This is a genomic window from Tsukamurella paurometabola DSM 20162 (genome assembly GCF_000092225.1).
Taxonomy (GTDB): Bacteria; Actinomycetota; Actinomycetes; order Mycobacteriales; family Mycobacteriaceae; genus Tsukamurella; species Tsukamurella paurometabola.
Genome location: NC_014158.1, coordinates 4,016,772 through 4,030,904, shown reverse-complemented (window position 1 = coordinate 4,030,904; position 14,133 = coordinate 4,016,772). Strand labels below are relative to the sequence as shown.

The 14,133-nt window shown below is 67.5% G+C and carries 16 protein-coding genes; 10 read left to right on the top strand and 6 right to left on the bottom strand.

What is annotated here, in order from left to right; genetic code table 11:
- The first annotated feature begins 2 nt into the window (after positions 1-2).
- The 4 genes from TPAU_RS19550 to TPAU_RS19535 are packed head-to-tail and all read left to right on the top strand — an operon-like array spanning position 3 to position 4,426.
- A complete protein-coding gene (locus tag TPAU_RS19550; protein WP_013128481.1) occupies positions 3-929 on the top strand; it encodes an ABC transporter permease in 927 nt (308 codons plus the stop codon).
- Positions 922-1,872 carry an ABC transporter permease gene (locus TPAU_RS19545; RefSeq protein WP_013128480.1) on the top strand — a complete coding sequence of 317 codons (951 nt, stop codon included), beginning with the start codon at positions 922-924 and terminating at the stop codon, positions 1,870-1,872. The genes TPAU_RS19550 and TPAU_RS19545 overlap by 8 nt, the downstream gene beginning before the upstream one ends.
- Positions 1,872-3,656 carry a dipeptide ABC transporter ATP-binding protein gene (locus TPAU_RS19540; protein ID WP_013128479.1) on the top strand — a complete coding sequence of 595 codons (1,785 nt, stop codon included), beginning with the start codon at positions 1,872-1,874 and terminating at the stop codon, positions 3,654-3,656. The genes TPAU_RS19545 and TPAU_RS19540 overlap by 1 nt, the downstream gene beginning before the upstream one ends.
- Before the next feature lie 32 nt (positions 3,657-3,688).
- Positions 3,689-4,426, top strand: a complete 738-nt coding sequence (locus TPAU_RS19535; RefSeq protein ID WP_013128478.1) for a Fic family protein — start codon at positions 3,689-3,691, stop codon at positions 4,424-4,426.
- A gap of 437 nt (positions 4,427-4,863) precedes the next feature.
- Here TPAU_RS19535 and TPAU_RS19530 read toward each other — a convergent pair whose 3' ends face one another.
- The gene (locus tag TPAU_RS19530; protein WP_115329954.1) at positions 4,864-5,694 is read right to left on the bottom strand and encodes an HAD family hydrolase; all 831 of its coding nucleotides are present in this window, start codon (positions 5,692-5,694) and stop codon (positions 4,864-4,866) included.
- A gap of 139 nt (positions 5,695-5,833) precedes the next feature.
- Between TPAU_RS19530 and ssd the strand changes: the two genes are divergently transcribed.
- From ssd to TPAU_RS19505, 6 genes are read left to right on the top strand one after another with little or no spacing between them, the layout of a single operon-like run.
- A complete protein-coding gene (gene ssd / locus TPAU_RS19525) occupies positions 5,834-6,901 on the top strand; it encodes a septum site-determining protein Ssd (protein WP_013128476.1) in 1,068 nt (355 codons plus the stop codon).
- Positions 6,898-8,079: a TadA family conjugal transfer-associated ATPase gene (locus tag TPAU_RS19520; protein WP_013128475.1), complete on the top strand. Its 1,182-nt coding sequence runs from the start codon at positions 6,898-6,900 to the stop codon at positions 8,077-8,079. The genes ssd and TPAU_RS19520 overlap by 4 nt, the downstream gene beginning before the upstream one ends.
- Positions 8,076-8,885: a type II secretion system F family protein gene (locus TPAU_RS19515; RefSeq protein WP_013128474.1), complete on the top strand. Its 810-nt coding sequence runs from the start codon at positions 8,076-8,078 to the stop codon at positions 8,883-8,885. The genes TPAU_RS19520 and TPAU_RS19515 overlap by 4 nt, the downstream gene beginning before the upstream one ends.
- Positions 8,882-9,475: a type II secretion system F family protein gene (locus TPAU_RS19510; protein WP_013128473.1), complete on the top strand. Its 594-nt coding sequence runs from the start codon at positions 8,882-8,884 to the stop codon at positions 9,473-9,475. The genes TPAU_RS19515 and TPAU_RS19510 overlap by 4 nt, the downstream gene beginning before the upstream one ends.
- A 23-nt stretch (positions 9,476-9,498) precedes the next feature.
- Entirely contained in the window at positions 9,499-9,663 is a 165-nt protein-coding gene (locus tag TPAU_RS22555) for a DUF4244 domain-containing protein (protein ID WP_013128472.1), read from the top strand.
- Positions 9,651-11,033 (top strand): recombinase family protein, encoded by a 1,383-nt coding sequence (locus tag TPAU_RS19505; protein WP_013128471.1) that lies wholly within the window; start codon positions 9,651-9,653, stop codon positions 11,031-11,033. The genes TPAU_RS22555 and TPAU_RS19505 overlap by 13 nt, the downstream gene beginning before the upstream one ends.
- Here TPAU_RS19505 and TPAU_RS23260 read toward each other — a convergent pair.
- The 5 genes from TPAU_RS23260 to TPAU_RS19490 all read right to left on the bottom strand — a co-directional run bounded on the left by TPAU_RS23260 (position 11,015) and on the right by TPAU_RS19490 (position 14,121).
- On the bottom strand, positions 11,015-11,158 hold the full coding sequence (locus tag TPAU_RS23260) for a hypothetical protein (protein ID WP_013128470.1): 144 nt from the start codon (positions 11,156-11,158) through the stop codon (positions 11,015-11,017). The two genes, TPAU_RS19505 and TPAU_RS23260, sit on opposite strands and share 19 nt — an antisense overlap.
- A 10-nt stretch (positions 11,159-11,168) precedes the next feature.
- Complete coding sequence (locus tag TPAU_RS23255) at positions 11,169-11,324, bottom strand: hypothetical protein (RefSeq protein WP_013128469.1); 156 nt, start codon at positions 11,322-11,324, stop codon at positions 11,169-11,171.
- A 51-nt stretch (positions 11,325-11,375) separates the two neighbouring features.
- Entirely contained in the window at positions 11,376-12,590 is a 1,215-nt protein-coding gene (locus TPAU_RS19500; RefSeq protein WP_013125570.1) for an IS110 family RNA-guided transposase, read from the bottom strand.
- 380 nt (positions 12,591-12,970) lie between these two features.
- Positions 12,971-13,279: a hypothetical protein gene (locus TPAU_RS19495; RefSeq protein WP_013128467.1), complete on the bottom strand. Its 309-nt coding sequence runs from the start codon at positions 13,277-13,279 to the stop codon at positions 12,971-12,973.
- A gap of 2 nt (positions 13,280-13,281) precedes the next feature.
- Entirely contained in the window at positions 13,282-14,121 is an 840-nt protein-coding gene (locus TPAU_RS19490) for a phage major capsid protein (protein ID WP_013128466.1), read from the bottom strand.
- Between the last annotated feature and the right edge of the window lie 12 nt (positions 14,122-14,133).

Genomic DNA, 14,133 nt, shown 5'->3' with positions numbered 1-14,133 from the left:
GGATGACCAGATATCTCCTGAGCAGGCTCGGGCAGTTGGTGATCGTCTTCTTCGGTTCCACACTGCTGATCTACGCGCTCGTCTTCCTGGTGCCGGCCGACCCGATCGCAGCGCTCGGCGGCGATCGGACACTGCCGCCCGAGGTGGTGGAGGGCCTGCGTGCCCAGTACCACCTCGACCAACCGTTCCTGGTGCAGTACTGGTACTACATCAAGGGCGTCTTCACGCTGGACTTCGGCACGTCCTTCTCCGGCCAGCCGGTGTGGGACGTGATGAAGCGGGCCTTCCCGGTCACCGTGAACCTCGCGCTCATCGCGCTCGTCGTGGAGGCCGTGCTCGGCATCTTCTTCGGTGTGCTGGCGGGCCTGAAGAAGGGCAAGTGGTTCGACACCACGATCCTCTTCGTCTCGCTGGTGATCATCGCGGTGCCGATCTTCGTGCTCGGCTTCATCGCCCAGTTCATCTTCGGCGTGAAGCTGCAGTGGTTCCCGGTCACCGTGGGTGGCAACCTGGACTTCTACCACTTGCTGCTGCCCGGCATCGTGCTCGGGCTGGTGTCGTTCGCCTACGTGGTGCGGCTCACCCGCTCGCAGGTCTCCCAGAACCTCACCGCCGACTACGTGCGGACCGCCACGGCCAAGGGCCTCCCGCGCTCGCGCGTCGTGCTGGTACACGTGCTGCGGAACTCGCTGATCCCGGTGGTCACCTTCCTCGGCGCCGATATCGGTGCATTGATGGGCGGTGCGCTCGTCACCGAAGGCATCTTCAACATCCCCGGCGTCGGCGGCACCATCTACCAGGCCATCATCCGTGGCGAGGCAACCACCGTGGTCTCCTTCGTGACGGTGCTCATCGTCATCTACCTCATCTGCAACGTGGTGGTCGACCTGCTCTACGCCGCCCTCGACCCGAGGATTCGCTATGCCTGACAATCAGACCTACCCCGGACAGGAACGTTTCGTCGCCGCTGCGGACGACGTGGTGGTCGGCGCGATCGACGCCGTCGATCAGGATGTGGAGCCGGCAGGCTTCTGGAAGACGGCGTGGTTGCAGCTCAAGGTCAAACCGCTGTTCTGGGTCTGCATGGCTTTGCTCACGCTGATCCTGCTCGTAGTGCTCTTCCCCGGTGTGTTCGCCTTCGGGAAGGATCCGCACGAGGCCTCGCTGGACCGGTCGCTGCTGCCGCCCAGTGGTGAGCACTGGTTCGGCACCGACCTGCAGGGCTACGACATCTACGCCCGCACCATCTACGGTGCCCGCGCTTCGGTACTCGTCGGTGTGCTGACCACACTGGCCGTGGTCGTGATCGGTGGCCTCCTCGGCGCCACCGCCGGATTCTTCGGCGGCTGGCTGGATTCGGTGATCGCCCGCCTATCGGATGTCTTCTTCGGCGTTCCGCTCATGCTGGCCGCGGTCGTGGTGATGCAGATGGTCACCGAACGCACAGTTCTGTCGGTGGTCTTCGTTCTCACCATCTTCAGTTGGCCGCAGATCGCCCGCATCGCGCGCTCGGCAGCCATCTCGGTTCGCAACGAGGAGTTCATCACGGCGTCGAAATCGTTGGGCGCCTCGAAGATCCGTACCCTGTTCACCCACGTGATTCCGAACTGCCTCGGGCCCGTGATCGTGGTCGCCACCGTGGCGCTCGGTATCTACATCGTCACCGAGGCCACACTCTCCTACCTCGGCATCGGTCTCCCGTCGAGCACCGTGTCCTGGGGCATGGACATCTCCGACGGCCAGACTCTGCTCCGCGAAGGCACACCGATCCTGTTCTTCCCCGCGTCCGCCCTGGCGCTCACCGTGCTCACCTTCATGATGCTCGGTGACGTCCTGAGCGACGCACTCGATCCGAAGGCGAGGACCCGCTGATGTCCGACGACCACAAGCGCAGTATCGCCGGCAAGATCAAGGACACCGTCAAGGACAAGGTCGCCGAGAAGTTCGGCAAGACACCGGATCCGCTGCTCGAGATACGCGATCTCATCGTGGAATTCACGGTGGCGGGCAAGCAGGTACCCGCCGTGCGCGGCGCGAACCTCACCGTGTATCCCGGGCAGACCGTCGCCATCGTCGGCGAGTCCGGATCGGGCAAGTCGACCACCGCGGCCGCGGTCCTGGGATTGCTCCAGGGCACCGGCAAGGTGGCGGGCGGCCAGATCCTTTTCGACGGGCAGGATCTGGCGAAGGCCTCCGAGAAGGACTTCCAACAGATCCGCGGTAGCGGCATCGGCCTGGTTCCGCAGGATCCGAACACGAACCTGAACCCGCTGTGGCGGGTCGGATATCAGATCCGGGAGACCCTCAAGGCCAATAACGCCGATCGAGGTGACGCGAAGAAGCGCGCTGTCGAGCTGCTGGACGAGGCGGGGATGCGTGATTCCGATAAGCGCGTCAATCAGTACCCGCACGAGTACTCGGGCGGTATGAAACAGCGCGCGCTGATCGCGATCGGTCTCGCTGCCCGCCCCAAGCTTCTCATCGCCGACGAGCCGACCTCTGCACTGGACGTCACCGTGCAGCGGCAGATCCTCGATCACCTGGAGACGCTCACCGAGGATCTCGGAACGGCGGTGCTGCTGATCACGCACGACCTGGGGCTCGCGGCGGAACGCGCCAGCCACCTCGTGGTGATGTACAAGGGGCGCGTAGTGGAATCCGGTCCCGCGCAGGAGATCCTGCAGAGTCCGCAGCACGCCTACACCAAGCGATTGGTTGCCGCGGCGCCGTCGCTCAACGCGCGGCGTGAGGACGCCCCGTCGATCACCGACGTGGTCGAGCAGGAGAAGGCCGAGGAGGCGGGCGCGGATGCGCTCGCTGAGAAGGCCGGCGCGGCCTCGCGGGCGGAAGGCCCCGCCGAAGTGGTCGTCGCATCGCATCTGGTGAAAGACTTCCCGATTCGCGGCTCGGTGCCCTTCCAGAGCACCGATTTCCGCGCGGTCGACGACGTCAGCTTCACCATGCTGCGGGGCACCACCACCGCGATCGTGGGTGAGTCGGGCTCGGGTAAATCCACCGTCGCCCAGATGGTGCTCGGGTTGCTCGAACCCACGAGCGGCACCGTCGAATTCGACGGCGTCGACGTGACGACCCTGCGCGGCGCCGACGCCAAGCAGTTCCGACGGCGGGTGCAGCCGGTGTTCCAGAATCCGTACGGATCACTGGATCCCATGTATTCGGTGTACCGGGCGGTGTCCGAGCCGCTAGCAGTGCACGGCATCGGCAGCAAGGACGAGCGAGTGGCGCGGGTGCGTGAACTGCTGGAGATGGTGGCGCTGCCGCCGGACACCATGCACCGCTACCCGAACGAGCTCTCGGGTGGACAGCGGCAGCGCGTCGCGATCGCTCGGGCGCTTGCACTCAATCCCGAGGTCGTGGTGCTCGACGAGGCTGTCTCTGCGCTCGATGTTCTGGTGCAGGCGCAGATCTTGATCCTGCTGGAGAATCTTCAGAAGGAACTCGGGCTGACGTACCTGTTCATCACGCACGATCTGGCCGTGGTCAAGCAGATCGCGCACCAGACGATCGTGATGTCGCGCGGCAAGGTGGTGGACTCCGGTCCCACGGATCAGGTCTACGACAATCCCTCGTCGGACTACACCCGGAAGCTGATCGACGCCATTCCCGGTGGCTCGATCGAGCTGGCGGCGGGCTGAGATGCGCGGCGGGCGGGCTACCCTGGATCATCGTGACCGATCCGCTGAGCCCGCTCGCCGCCGTCCCCGCCGTCGCGGAGGCGGCGTCCGCCGCGCGTGATGCGCTCGCCCAAGTGCACCGTCATCCCGCCAACCGGCGGGAATGGCGCGCCACGGCCACCGAATCGTCGCTGCGTGGCGCCCGCGCCTCCGCGGCGCTCGACGGTGGCGCCGTCGAACTGAGCCGCGACGAGCTGATCACCGATCCGGTGCTGGCCGGTGCCATGCGCGTCTATCAGGCGATCGACGGTGATTCGCTGGACGCCACGGTCGCGGTGTGGCGGCGTGCCCCGCTCCAGGTGCTGGCCCGGCTGCACACGCTGGCCGCGGCGGACCTCGTGGAGGGTGACGCTGAACGGCTCGGACGGCCCCGTAGCGGGGCGGGAGAGCGGTTGGGGCTGCTCGCTCAGCTGATCACGGGTGGCACGCAGGCCCCGGCGCCGGTCCTCGCCGCCGTCGTGCACGGCGAGCTGCTGTCGCTGCGGCCGTTCGAGGTGTCCGATGGGGTGGTGGCCCGCGCGGCGTCGCGGCTGGTCACGGTGTCGTCGGGGTTGGATCCGCACGCGCTGGGAATTCCCGAGACCACGTGGCTGAAGTTCGCGCCCAGCTACGCGGAGGCGGCGGATACCTTCGGGCTGGGCGGTACCGATGGCGTGGTCGCATGGGTGGTGTTGTGCTGTCAGGCACTCGAGGCCGGCGCTCGTGAGGCACTCGCGCTCGCCGAACGCTGACCGTCGGCCCGGCGAACCTACCCCGGACATGCGCAACGGCGACCCGGCCTGAGCTCCAGGGCTCACACCCTGCGGGTGCGTCCTGAAGAACGGGTCCGAATCGCCGTTCGCAAGCACGGATCCCGGTTACCAAGCGTGCTGGGTGGGCTGTGTGTCCGGCCTCGGCGTACACCGGTGGAGAGGTCCACTATCCGCAGACCTATTCAGACGAATATCCCCGGTGCCGCAGGCCCACAGCGCTTTCTGCCAACGTGGCGTGCTCCGCGTGGGTGCCTGGTGTCCGTGCTGGGAGCCTTGACGCTCAGGAACCCTCGACCTTCTCTTCCGGTGGGGGTTTGGCTTTGCGCCGCTCCGTAATTCATTTGTACCTTGTGGTCGCGGTCACATCAAGGGTTCCGTGAAGAATTTTCCGCCGGCCGCGAGAACGTGGGAGCGAATCAGGGGCGTTTGCGTTGTAGCGCAAAGTAAGTCGCAACACTCGCACCGGCTGCCAGCACACCCAGCCCCGCTGTAGCCAGCACGGAGTTCCGTGAAGGAGTCGGAATGCGGTCGCGAAGCGGAACCGGATTCGAGAACGAAAGCACCGGCCACCCGCGGTCAGCCGCCTCTTTGCGCAGGCCACGGTCCGGATTCACCGCAGTGGGATGGCCGACTGCCGCGAGCATCGGCACATCGGTCACTGAGTCGGAGTAGGCGAAGCACTGCTCCAGGTCGTAACCGTGCTCGGCGGCCAACTTCTCCATCGCGGTGACCTTGTTCTCGCCATAGCAGTAGAACTGCACTTCACCGGCGTACTTACCGTCGTCGACCGCCATGACCGACCCCACGGAGTAGTCGGCGCCGAGCATCTCCGCGATCGGCCCCACCATCTCCTCGCCGGATGCCGAGACCACCACCACGTCGTGGCCGCGGGCGTGGTGGCCTGCGATGAGCTCGGAGGCCTCGGCGAACACCAGTGGGTTGACCACGTCGTGCAGGGTCTCGCGCACGATCGAGCGCACCTGCTCCACGTTCCAGCCCTCGCACATCTGCGTGAGGTGATCACGCATGCGTTCCATCTGGTTCTGGTCGGCGGCCGTCAGCATCATCAGGAACTGGGCGTAGCTCGACTTGAGCACGGCTCGGCGGTTGAGCAGGCCCTCGTCGAAGAAGGGACGCGAGAACGCCAGTGCGGACGATTTCGCGATGATCGTCTTGTCCAGGTCGAAGAACGCGGCGACCCGGCGCACCGGGGCCTCTGCGGGCGCGGTAGGGCTCACGTCCTTCAGCGTACCGCTGCCACGGCGGCGCACGCGCCGCAAGCGATGACCCCGGATTCCTCCACAGGTTTCTGCGGAGGCGTCCGTTCATCCACAGGTAGGGCATCGTCGCCGAGTTCGCGACGGCCCGCGGGGTGAGGCTGGGCCCATGCGGGGAATCGAGATCGGAATGGCCGTGGCCGACGGTGTGCTGGCCGACGATGTACGGCGCGCCGCTGCGGCCGCGGCACGCACCGTCACCGACGTCGACCGGGGGCAGCCCCGCGCGGCCTGGGCCAGCGCCAGTGGCCTGGTGCTCGATCTGGAGTCGGCGCGAGTGATGGCCGACGCCGCTCGTGCCGGCGGCTTGCCGCGACGGGAGGGCGTGGCCCTGGTCGCCACGCGTGCCGGGCTTCCCGAACTCAGCGCCGCCGTCGACGTCGGTGCGTCGCAGGTCTTCGAACTGCCCGAGCAGGTTCGCGAGCTGGCCCGGTTCCTCGCGGCCCGCGAACCCGATGATGGTGCGCGGTCCCGGGTGGTCGCCGTGCTCGGTGGGCACGGCGGGGCCGGGGCGTCGGTTCTGGCCGCTGCCGTGGCGGTTGCGGCCCCGGGCCGCGGAATCACGGCGCTCGCCGTGGATGCGGACCCGTGGGGCGGCGGCATCGATCTGTTGCTCGGATGCGCCGATCTCCCGGGCTTGCGTTGGGGTGATCTCGCGTTGCGCGGCGGACATCTGCCGTCGGAGGCGCTGGTCGCAGCTCTGCCGGGCCGTGCCGACGCCGTGGCCGTGCTCTCCGCGAGCGGAGCGACGGCGCCGGAGATCCCGTCGGAGGCGCTGCTCGCGGTGCTCGATGCCGGACGGCGCAGCGTGGGGATCACCGTCGTCGACCTGCCGCGGCGTGCCGACCCGGCTGTCACGGCCTGTCTCGACGTCGCCGATGTGGTGCTCCTCGTGTGCGCGGCCACGGTGCGCGGATGCGCGGCGGCCCGGTCGTTGTCCGACGGGGTGCTCCGCCGGGCCCGTTCCGCCCGGTTGGTGGTCCGCGGGCCGTCGCCCGGCGGACTGTCGGCGCGGGACGTCGAACGCGCGGTCGGACTGCCGCTGCTCACGTCGATGCGGCCGCAGCCAGGCCTCGACGCCCAGCTCGATGGCAATGGCCTGCGGCTGCGGAAGGGCTCGCCGCTCGCGGCAGCGGCCGGCCGGGTGCTCGACGGCGTCCGCCGGAGTGCGGCATGAGCGCCATGAGCGGCGATCTGCTGGCGCGCGTGCGCGAACGGCTCGCCCATACCGCGACCGTGCTCACCCCGGACGTCATGGCGGCGGCTCTGCGCGCCGAATGCGGTGGTGTTCTGGGCGATACCGAACTGCTGGACGGCCTGGCGTATCTGGAGACCGAATTGGTGGGCGCGGGGCGGCTGGAACCATTGCTGGCCGATCCATCGGTGGCCGATGTCCTGGTCGCCGGCCCCGGCCGGGTATGGATCGACCGCGGGGCGGGGCTCGAACTCACCGACGTGGTGTTCGAGGACGACGATGCGGTGCGCCGCCTCGCGGCGCGGCTCGCGCTCGCGGCGGGACGCCGGATCGACGATGCGCAGCCCTGGGTCGACGGGCACCTTCCCTCGGGTCCGGGCGGCCGCGCGGGCAGCGGAATCCGGCTGCATGCGGTGCTGCCGCCGCTCGCTCACGGTGGCACCTGCATCTCACTGCGGGTACTGCGCCCGGCCACGCAGAGCCTCGACGCATTGATCGCCGCGGGTGCGGTGCCCGATGAGGTCGCACCGCTGGTGCGGGCGGTGGTGGCGGCGCGGCTGGCCTTCCTGGTGGTCGGCGGTACCGGCAGCGGGAAGACCACCCTGCTCAACGGGCTTCTCGGTGAGGTGGCCACCGGCGAGCGTGTGCTCTGTGTCGAGGACGCGCACGAGCTGGATCCGGTGCACCCGCATGTGATTTCACTGATCGCGCGCGGCGCCAACGTGGAGGGCGTCGGCGAGGTCACCGTGCGCGATCTGGTCCGTCAGTCGCTGCGGATGCGGCCCGATCGGATCGTGGTCGGGGAGGTCCGGGGCGCCGAGGTCGTCGACCTGCTGACGGCGCTCAACACCGGGCATGACGGCGGCGCCGGCACGGTGCACGCCAATTCACCGCGGGAGGTCCCGGCGCGCCTCGAAGCATTGGCGGCGCTGGGCGGTCTGGGGCGTGAAGCGCTGCACGCGCAGCTCGCGGCGGCATTCCAGGTGGTCTTCGCCGTGCACCGGTGGCCGTCCGGACGGCGCGGACTGCGCAGCATCGGGATGGTCGAGCGCGGGGCCGACGGCTACGTCCGGGTGCGGCCGGCATGGGAGCGCGACGGCGGATTCGGCGATGCCGCAGGGGAACTACGGGGTCTCCTCGATGAACGGGGCGTGCGGTGACCGGCGCCGTGGCCCTCCTCGCCATCGCCGCACTGGTGTGGCCCGCAGGGGCGGGCGCCGCTGCCCGGTTACGGGCGGCGCACCGGAGGGAGCGTGCCGCGCGGACGTGGCGGTGGGGCTGGCTCGCCCTGGCGGTGCCGGCCGGTGCGCTCCTGGTCGGTCCGGGGCAGGCTCTGGCTGGCGCTCTCCTGATGGGAACGGGGCGCGAGCTGTGGTCCCGGTCGTCAGCACGCCGGGCGCGGACGGACCGGCTGAGCGCGATCCTGGCGGGTGTCGATGCCATGGTGGCAGAGCTCTCCGTGGGGGCGCATCCCGCCGCCGCCTGCGCTACCGCGGGCCGCGACGCCGAGGACTCGCACGTGCGGAGTGTTTTCGCTGAGATGGCTGGTCGCGCCGAGCTCGGCGGTGACGTCGCCGCGGGCCTCCGCCTGCACGCTTCGGAGAGTACGGCCTGGGAGCGGCTCGCAGCGGCCTGGGAGACCGGCACGCGGCACGGGATAGGCATGGGGGAGCTCCTGGCCTCCGTCAGGGAAGACCTGCGGGCGCGGGAACGGTATGAACGCCGGGCGCATTCGGCGTTGGCCGGGGCACGCGCCACGGCCCAAGTGCTCGCCGCCCTTCCGGTACTCGGTGTGGCCATGGGGCAGTTGATCGGGGCCGATCCGTTGGGCACGCTGCTCAGCACCGGCGCCGGTGGAGTTCTGTTGGTGGTGGGCGTGTGCCTGACCTGTGCCGGGTTGCTCTGGTCGCGGTCCATCGCCGACGGTGCCGCAGGCCTCGATCAGACCGACAGAGCCGGACAGTGAACGGCTACGGACCGCTCGCAGCGGCGCTGAGCCTGCTGGCCGGAGCGCTGCTCGTCATGCCCGTCGCCGCGCGTTCACGCGTGCATGCGGAAACCGTTGGAGGAAAGCGTCTCCCACGGATTCCGCGGCGTGCGCCGAAACCGGATCCGTTCGAGGGGGCAGCGGCCTACGACCTGTTCGCCGTGTGCTTGCGCGCCGGGATGCCCACGGCCGATGCGGCGCGTGCCGTGGCTTCCACTGCGGCTCCCGCGCTCGCCGCGGTCCTCGGTCGAGCGGCGGAGATGCTGGCCCTGGGGTCGGATCCGGATACGGCATGGCGCACCGAATCCGACGATGCCCAGGTGATCGCACTGACCCGGATGTTGCGACGCTCCGCACGTGCAGGTTCGTCGCCCGCGGTGGGACTCGCCGACCTCGCGCGCACCGAGCGGGCGCAGGCCGAGGACCGCGCGGTAGCGGCCGGGGAGCGTGCGGGCGTCATGGTCGCCGGACCGCTGGGGTTGTGCTTCCTGCCGGCATTCGTATGCCTGGGCATCGTTCCGGTGGTGATGGGACTCGCGGGCACAGTGCTCGGTGAGGGGCTGCTGTAGCAGCCCACAGGAAGGGGAATGGAATGTGGATTCGTCTGCGGTGCAGGATGACCGAATTGATGATGCAGGAGGAGGGGATGAGCACGGTGGAGTACGCGATCGGGACGATCGCGGCGGCGGCATTCGGTGCGGTGCTGTACGGCGTGGTCACGGGTTGTCAAGTTAGACTATCCCAATGGACGCCGTGATTTACTGCCGAATCTCGCAGGACCGCGAAGACGGTGCTGCAGGAATCGATCGCCAAGAGCAAGATTGCCTGGCGCTGGCAGCCGAACACGGCTGGAACGTCATCAAGGTGTACCGCGAGAACAACACCTCAGCCAGCGCCGCCCGCCGCCGCCCCGAGTTCCAGGCGATGCTCAAGCACCTCGCCACGGGCACGGTCGGCGGGTTGCTGTTCTACCATCCCGATCGCGCGTATCGGAAGCTCGATGATCTTGTAGACCTGACGTCGGTCTGTATCAAGCTCAAGATCCAGATTCATACCGTGAAAGCGGGTCGGGTGGACCTGTCCACGGCGACCGGCATCGCCGTCGCGGAGATGAGCGCAGTGTTCGCCAAGCTGGAAACGGCGCGGATGGGCGAACGCATCAAGCGATCGAAACAGCAGACGGCAGCGGAAGGGCGATACCGTGGAGGCGCCCGCCCCTTCGGCTACAAGGACGGCGGAATGGAGCTCGAACCCCACGAAGCCGACGCGATCCGCACCGCAAGCACCGACCTCCTGTCCGGAACCTCCCTGACACGCATTTCACGCAACTGGAACGACGCAGGGCTACGAACCGCCCGCGGCGGCACATGGCAAGCAACCAACCTCCGTAAGGTCCTGCAGCGCCCCCGGAACGCCGGCCTCGTCGAGATGGACGGCAACATCATCGGCCCCGCCGCATGGCCCGCCATCGTCACCGAGGACCAGCTACGAGCTGTCACATCCCTATTGTCCGATCCGAGCCGCCGCACCACCACCACCTACGAGCGAAAGCACATGGGGCGGGGGATCTTCCTCTGCGGCAAGTGCGGCGCATCGATGCGAGTATTCAAGCTGAAGACCCCGACCTATCGGTGTGTTGACCAGCCCCACCTCTCGATCCAGAAGAGCCTCGCCGATTCCGTCGTCTCCAATGTGATCATCGCGGCGTTCAATGAGCAGGGCGTCCAGAACCTCATCCGGCGATCCGCTTACCCCGCAGTCGACGTCGACGCGCTCACCGCTGAACGTGCTGACGTGAGCGCGAAGATTGACGAGCGGACCGACATGTTCGACAACGGCGAGATGACCCGCGACAGCTACCGCAAGTCGACCGCGCGATTCCGGGAACGACTCACTGCCATCGAACGCGAACTCGCCTCCGCCACAGTGCCAGAGCAACTAGAAGACGCCGACCAGTTCGACGACTTCCGGGACTACTGGGAGTCCATCAGCCCGGACCGGCAGGGCAAGATCATCGACCGCCTCCTGACAGTGACGATCCTGCCCGTCGGATCCGGCGCCCAAACCTCCGCCGCGAAGATCGAGCGCATCCAGATCGAGTGGAAAGATCAGCCCACGAGCGCGTAGTCGTCCTGGCGCTCGGGCACGAGCAGCGTCGCCAGGTCGGCCAACTGCTCCGGTGTGAACCGCGGTGCGCGAGCCGCGTGCTTCTTCGCGGCCTGCCGGATCAGTTCCTCAAGCTGGTCAGTCATGTATTCCCCTCTAGCTCATCAGTTTTGATGTCAGTTCGTAGTGGTGCAGTCGGCCACCTACGTAGTGCCGCTCGACTGCCCCGTCGGACTGGATTTTCTCGATGCCGCGCCAATCGATGGACAGGCCGCCCTTGGCGGGGATGTCGAGATCGGGCGCGATGATCACGCGGTATCGGACGCCGGTGAAGACCTGCGGGCCGGATTCTCAATGATCCTGTCAAGCGGCGGCCGCGGTGATTTGCGGGGCGGCTGGCTGCCAGGTTCGGTTGTCGCGGATGAGGGCGTAGAGCACGTTGACGCGGCGGCGTGCCAGGCAAATAGTCGCGGGGACGTGCTTCTTTCCCTGAGCGCGTTTTCGCTGGTAGTAGTCTTTGGCGGCGGGATCCCAGCGAGCAGCGCTCACCGCTGACAGATACATCACTCTGCGCAGTCCGCGGTGGTAGCGCTGGGGCGTGCATAAGCGTCCGGTCCGTTTGCCAGAGTCTTTCGTGACGGGTGCGAGGCCGGCCCACGACGCGAGATGATCTGCGGAGAGAATCCGTGAGGTATCGCCGACGGCGGCTAGAAATTCGGCGCCGAGGCGAAATCCCATGCCGGGCAGGCTCACAATCGCTTCGGCGAGCGGATGGCGGCGAAACCGTTCCTCGATGGCGGCGTCGGCCGCCTTGATCCGCTTATCGAGGTCGATCACCCCCTGTGCAAGCTCGGCTACCAGATCTGCGGCGATGGCCTCGCCGGGCAGGGTAATCGACTGCGCCTTAGCCGCGGTGACGGCGGCTTCGGCGATTGGACCTGCGTTCCGCACCCCTGCATCGGCTAGGACTCGGGTGATCCGTGTGATCCCCGATCGGCGGATTGCCTGGGGCCGCTGGTAGCGGGCCAAAAGCGCGATCCACCCGCGATCGGTGGAAGGCTGTGCAGCCCGCTCCAGCGCAGGACTGATGGCGACCAGCTGCTGCCGCAGCCGATTGATCGTGCGGGTGCGGTCGGCCACCAGATCCTCACGGTGAGCGGTGAGCATCGATAGCTCGGTGACCAGGTCATCGTTGGGGCGCAGCAGCGGAAGATCATCGCCCCGCATGCGCCCCTGGTCTGCGATAACCCTCGCATCTTTGGCGTCGCTCTTTGCCTCGCCGCCTCGGTAGATCGCCGAGGCCTGCCAGACGGCGCGACCAGTCAGATACCGCACGGAATGCCCGGCTGCGGCGAGCATCGTCAGCAGGAGGGTCGCGTAAGTGGTGGTCAGGTCCACCGTCCACGACACGGTGCCATCGCGAGATTCAACTTCGGTGATCGCCGCAGCGATCGAGACCTCATCGTTGGCAACCTTACGAGAGGAGATCACCTTTCCGGCGTCGTCGCAGACAGCCATCCAGTGGAACTCCTTGCCAACATCTACCCCTACCCACCAACGACTTTCGCTCTTCACCATCTGCGCTCCTGTTCGCTTGTTAGCCCTGTGAGGTGGACCCGATGGGCATCCTCGCCAGCAGGTCCTTAAACAAGCGATCGATTTCGCAGATCTCAATCAGCGGCCCGAGGACACCCAGACAGATCGGGTAGCCAATCCGGCCCAGCCGCACCGTAAGGCCGGCAACACCCTAACTAGCCTCGCCCGATCTGCCCGGGCTTGCAGCCGAACGTAATCCATCGCGCTCGCCTGCACCTATGAACTTAAGGACACCCACTGCTCCGCGCCGAGCGGAGTCACGTTCGCACGAGCCGGGAACGGCCGATTCTCGTACTTGATGTTGCCCATCGAGTCTTTGCCGACCTCCACGCGGATGTACACCGTGATCTTCTCGCGGTAGATCACAGCGCTTTCTCCCTGTAGCGGTCGAGCACGATCCTCTCGGTCACGGTCCAGCCGGTCGAGCCGCGCAGGTTCACGTTCCCCACGCTGGTGAATATCTGCTCCGGGTGTGCCGCGAGCCGGGCCGCGGCGGTGACGATCACCGACGCGATCTCGTCGTTGGGCTCACCGTCCACGAAGCCCTTGCCCCGCGTGTACGCGCTCGCCTGCGCGGTGACGATCCGGGCGTGTTCCTCGGCCAGGGCGACAGTCTGCTCGTCGCCCTGGCCGAGGAACGCCGCGACCGCCGCGCCAGTCACGGCGGCCACGACTAGCTGCCGTTCGCCGAGAGTCGGATGACGCCCTCCGGATGCAGCAGACCGAGGTCGTAGCGAGTCACAACACGGATGCCCTGCGAGTCAGTCCGGAAGTAGTCGCCGGACGCGTCGACGGTGACCGTCGGGTCGACGTCCCGCGCAACCGCGACCTGGTTCATGTCCAGCAGGAGCGCGGTACCGGCTGCGAGCTTGTTCGTGACCACCACGGGGATGCCGAACAAGGTGTAGGTGGCTCCGGCCGTGAGGTCAGCCTCAAGGATGTACTTTCCCGAGGTGTCCTTGATCTTGCGCAGCGCAATGAAGTCCGCGCCGCTCAGCATCCACCGGTTCGGGGTGACCTCCGCCGCGTGGGCGAGCCCGATCGCGTCAAGCAGGCTGTCGGCGTTCGTCACGTCGAGAGCCGCGTTCTGCACACCCGACTGCAGCGTCAGGCCGGTGATCGAGCCGTCCGCACCGTCACCGTTCAGCAGAGCGTCGTCGAGAGCCGAAGCCACGTCAGTGACGATCCGCGACTTGAGCACCGCGTCGATGCCGATCACGGACTGCCGGACCAGCTCATTGGTGACCGAGGTGATCACCTTCAGGCTCTTGCGGTCCGACGGCATCAGCTTCACCTCGTCGAACGCGACACCGCTCTCGGGGATGGTCTCGCCCTCGCCTACCCAGCCGACCGTCGCCCCCGACTTCAGGCGCGGGATACGCAGCGGCGAAGCAGTATTAAAGATCTGCGGGCCAGAAGCCAGGACCACCGAAGCGGCCTCAAGCGGCTGGACCAGAATGGACGCCACCTGCTCCTGCAGCAGCGTCGGGTTGTTATCGGTCGTTGCGACCATGTATGAATCTCC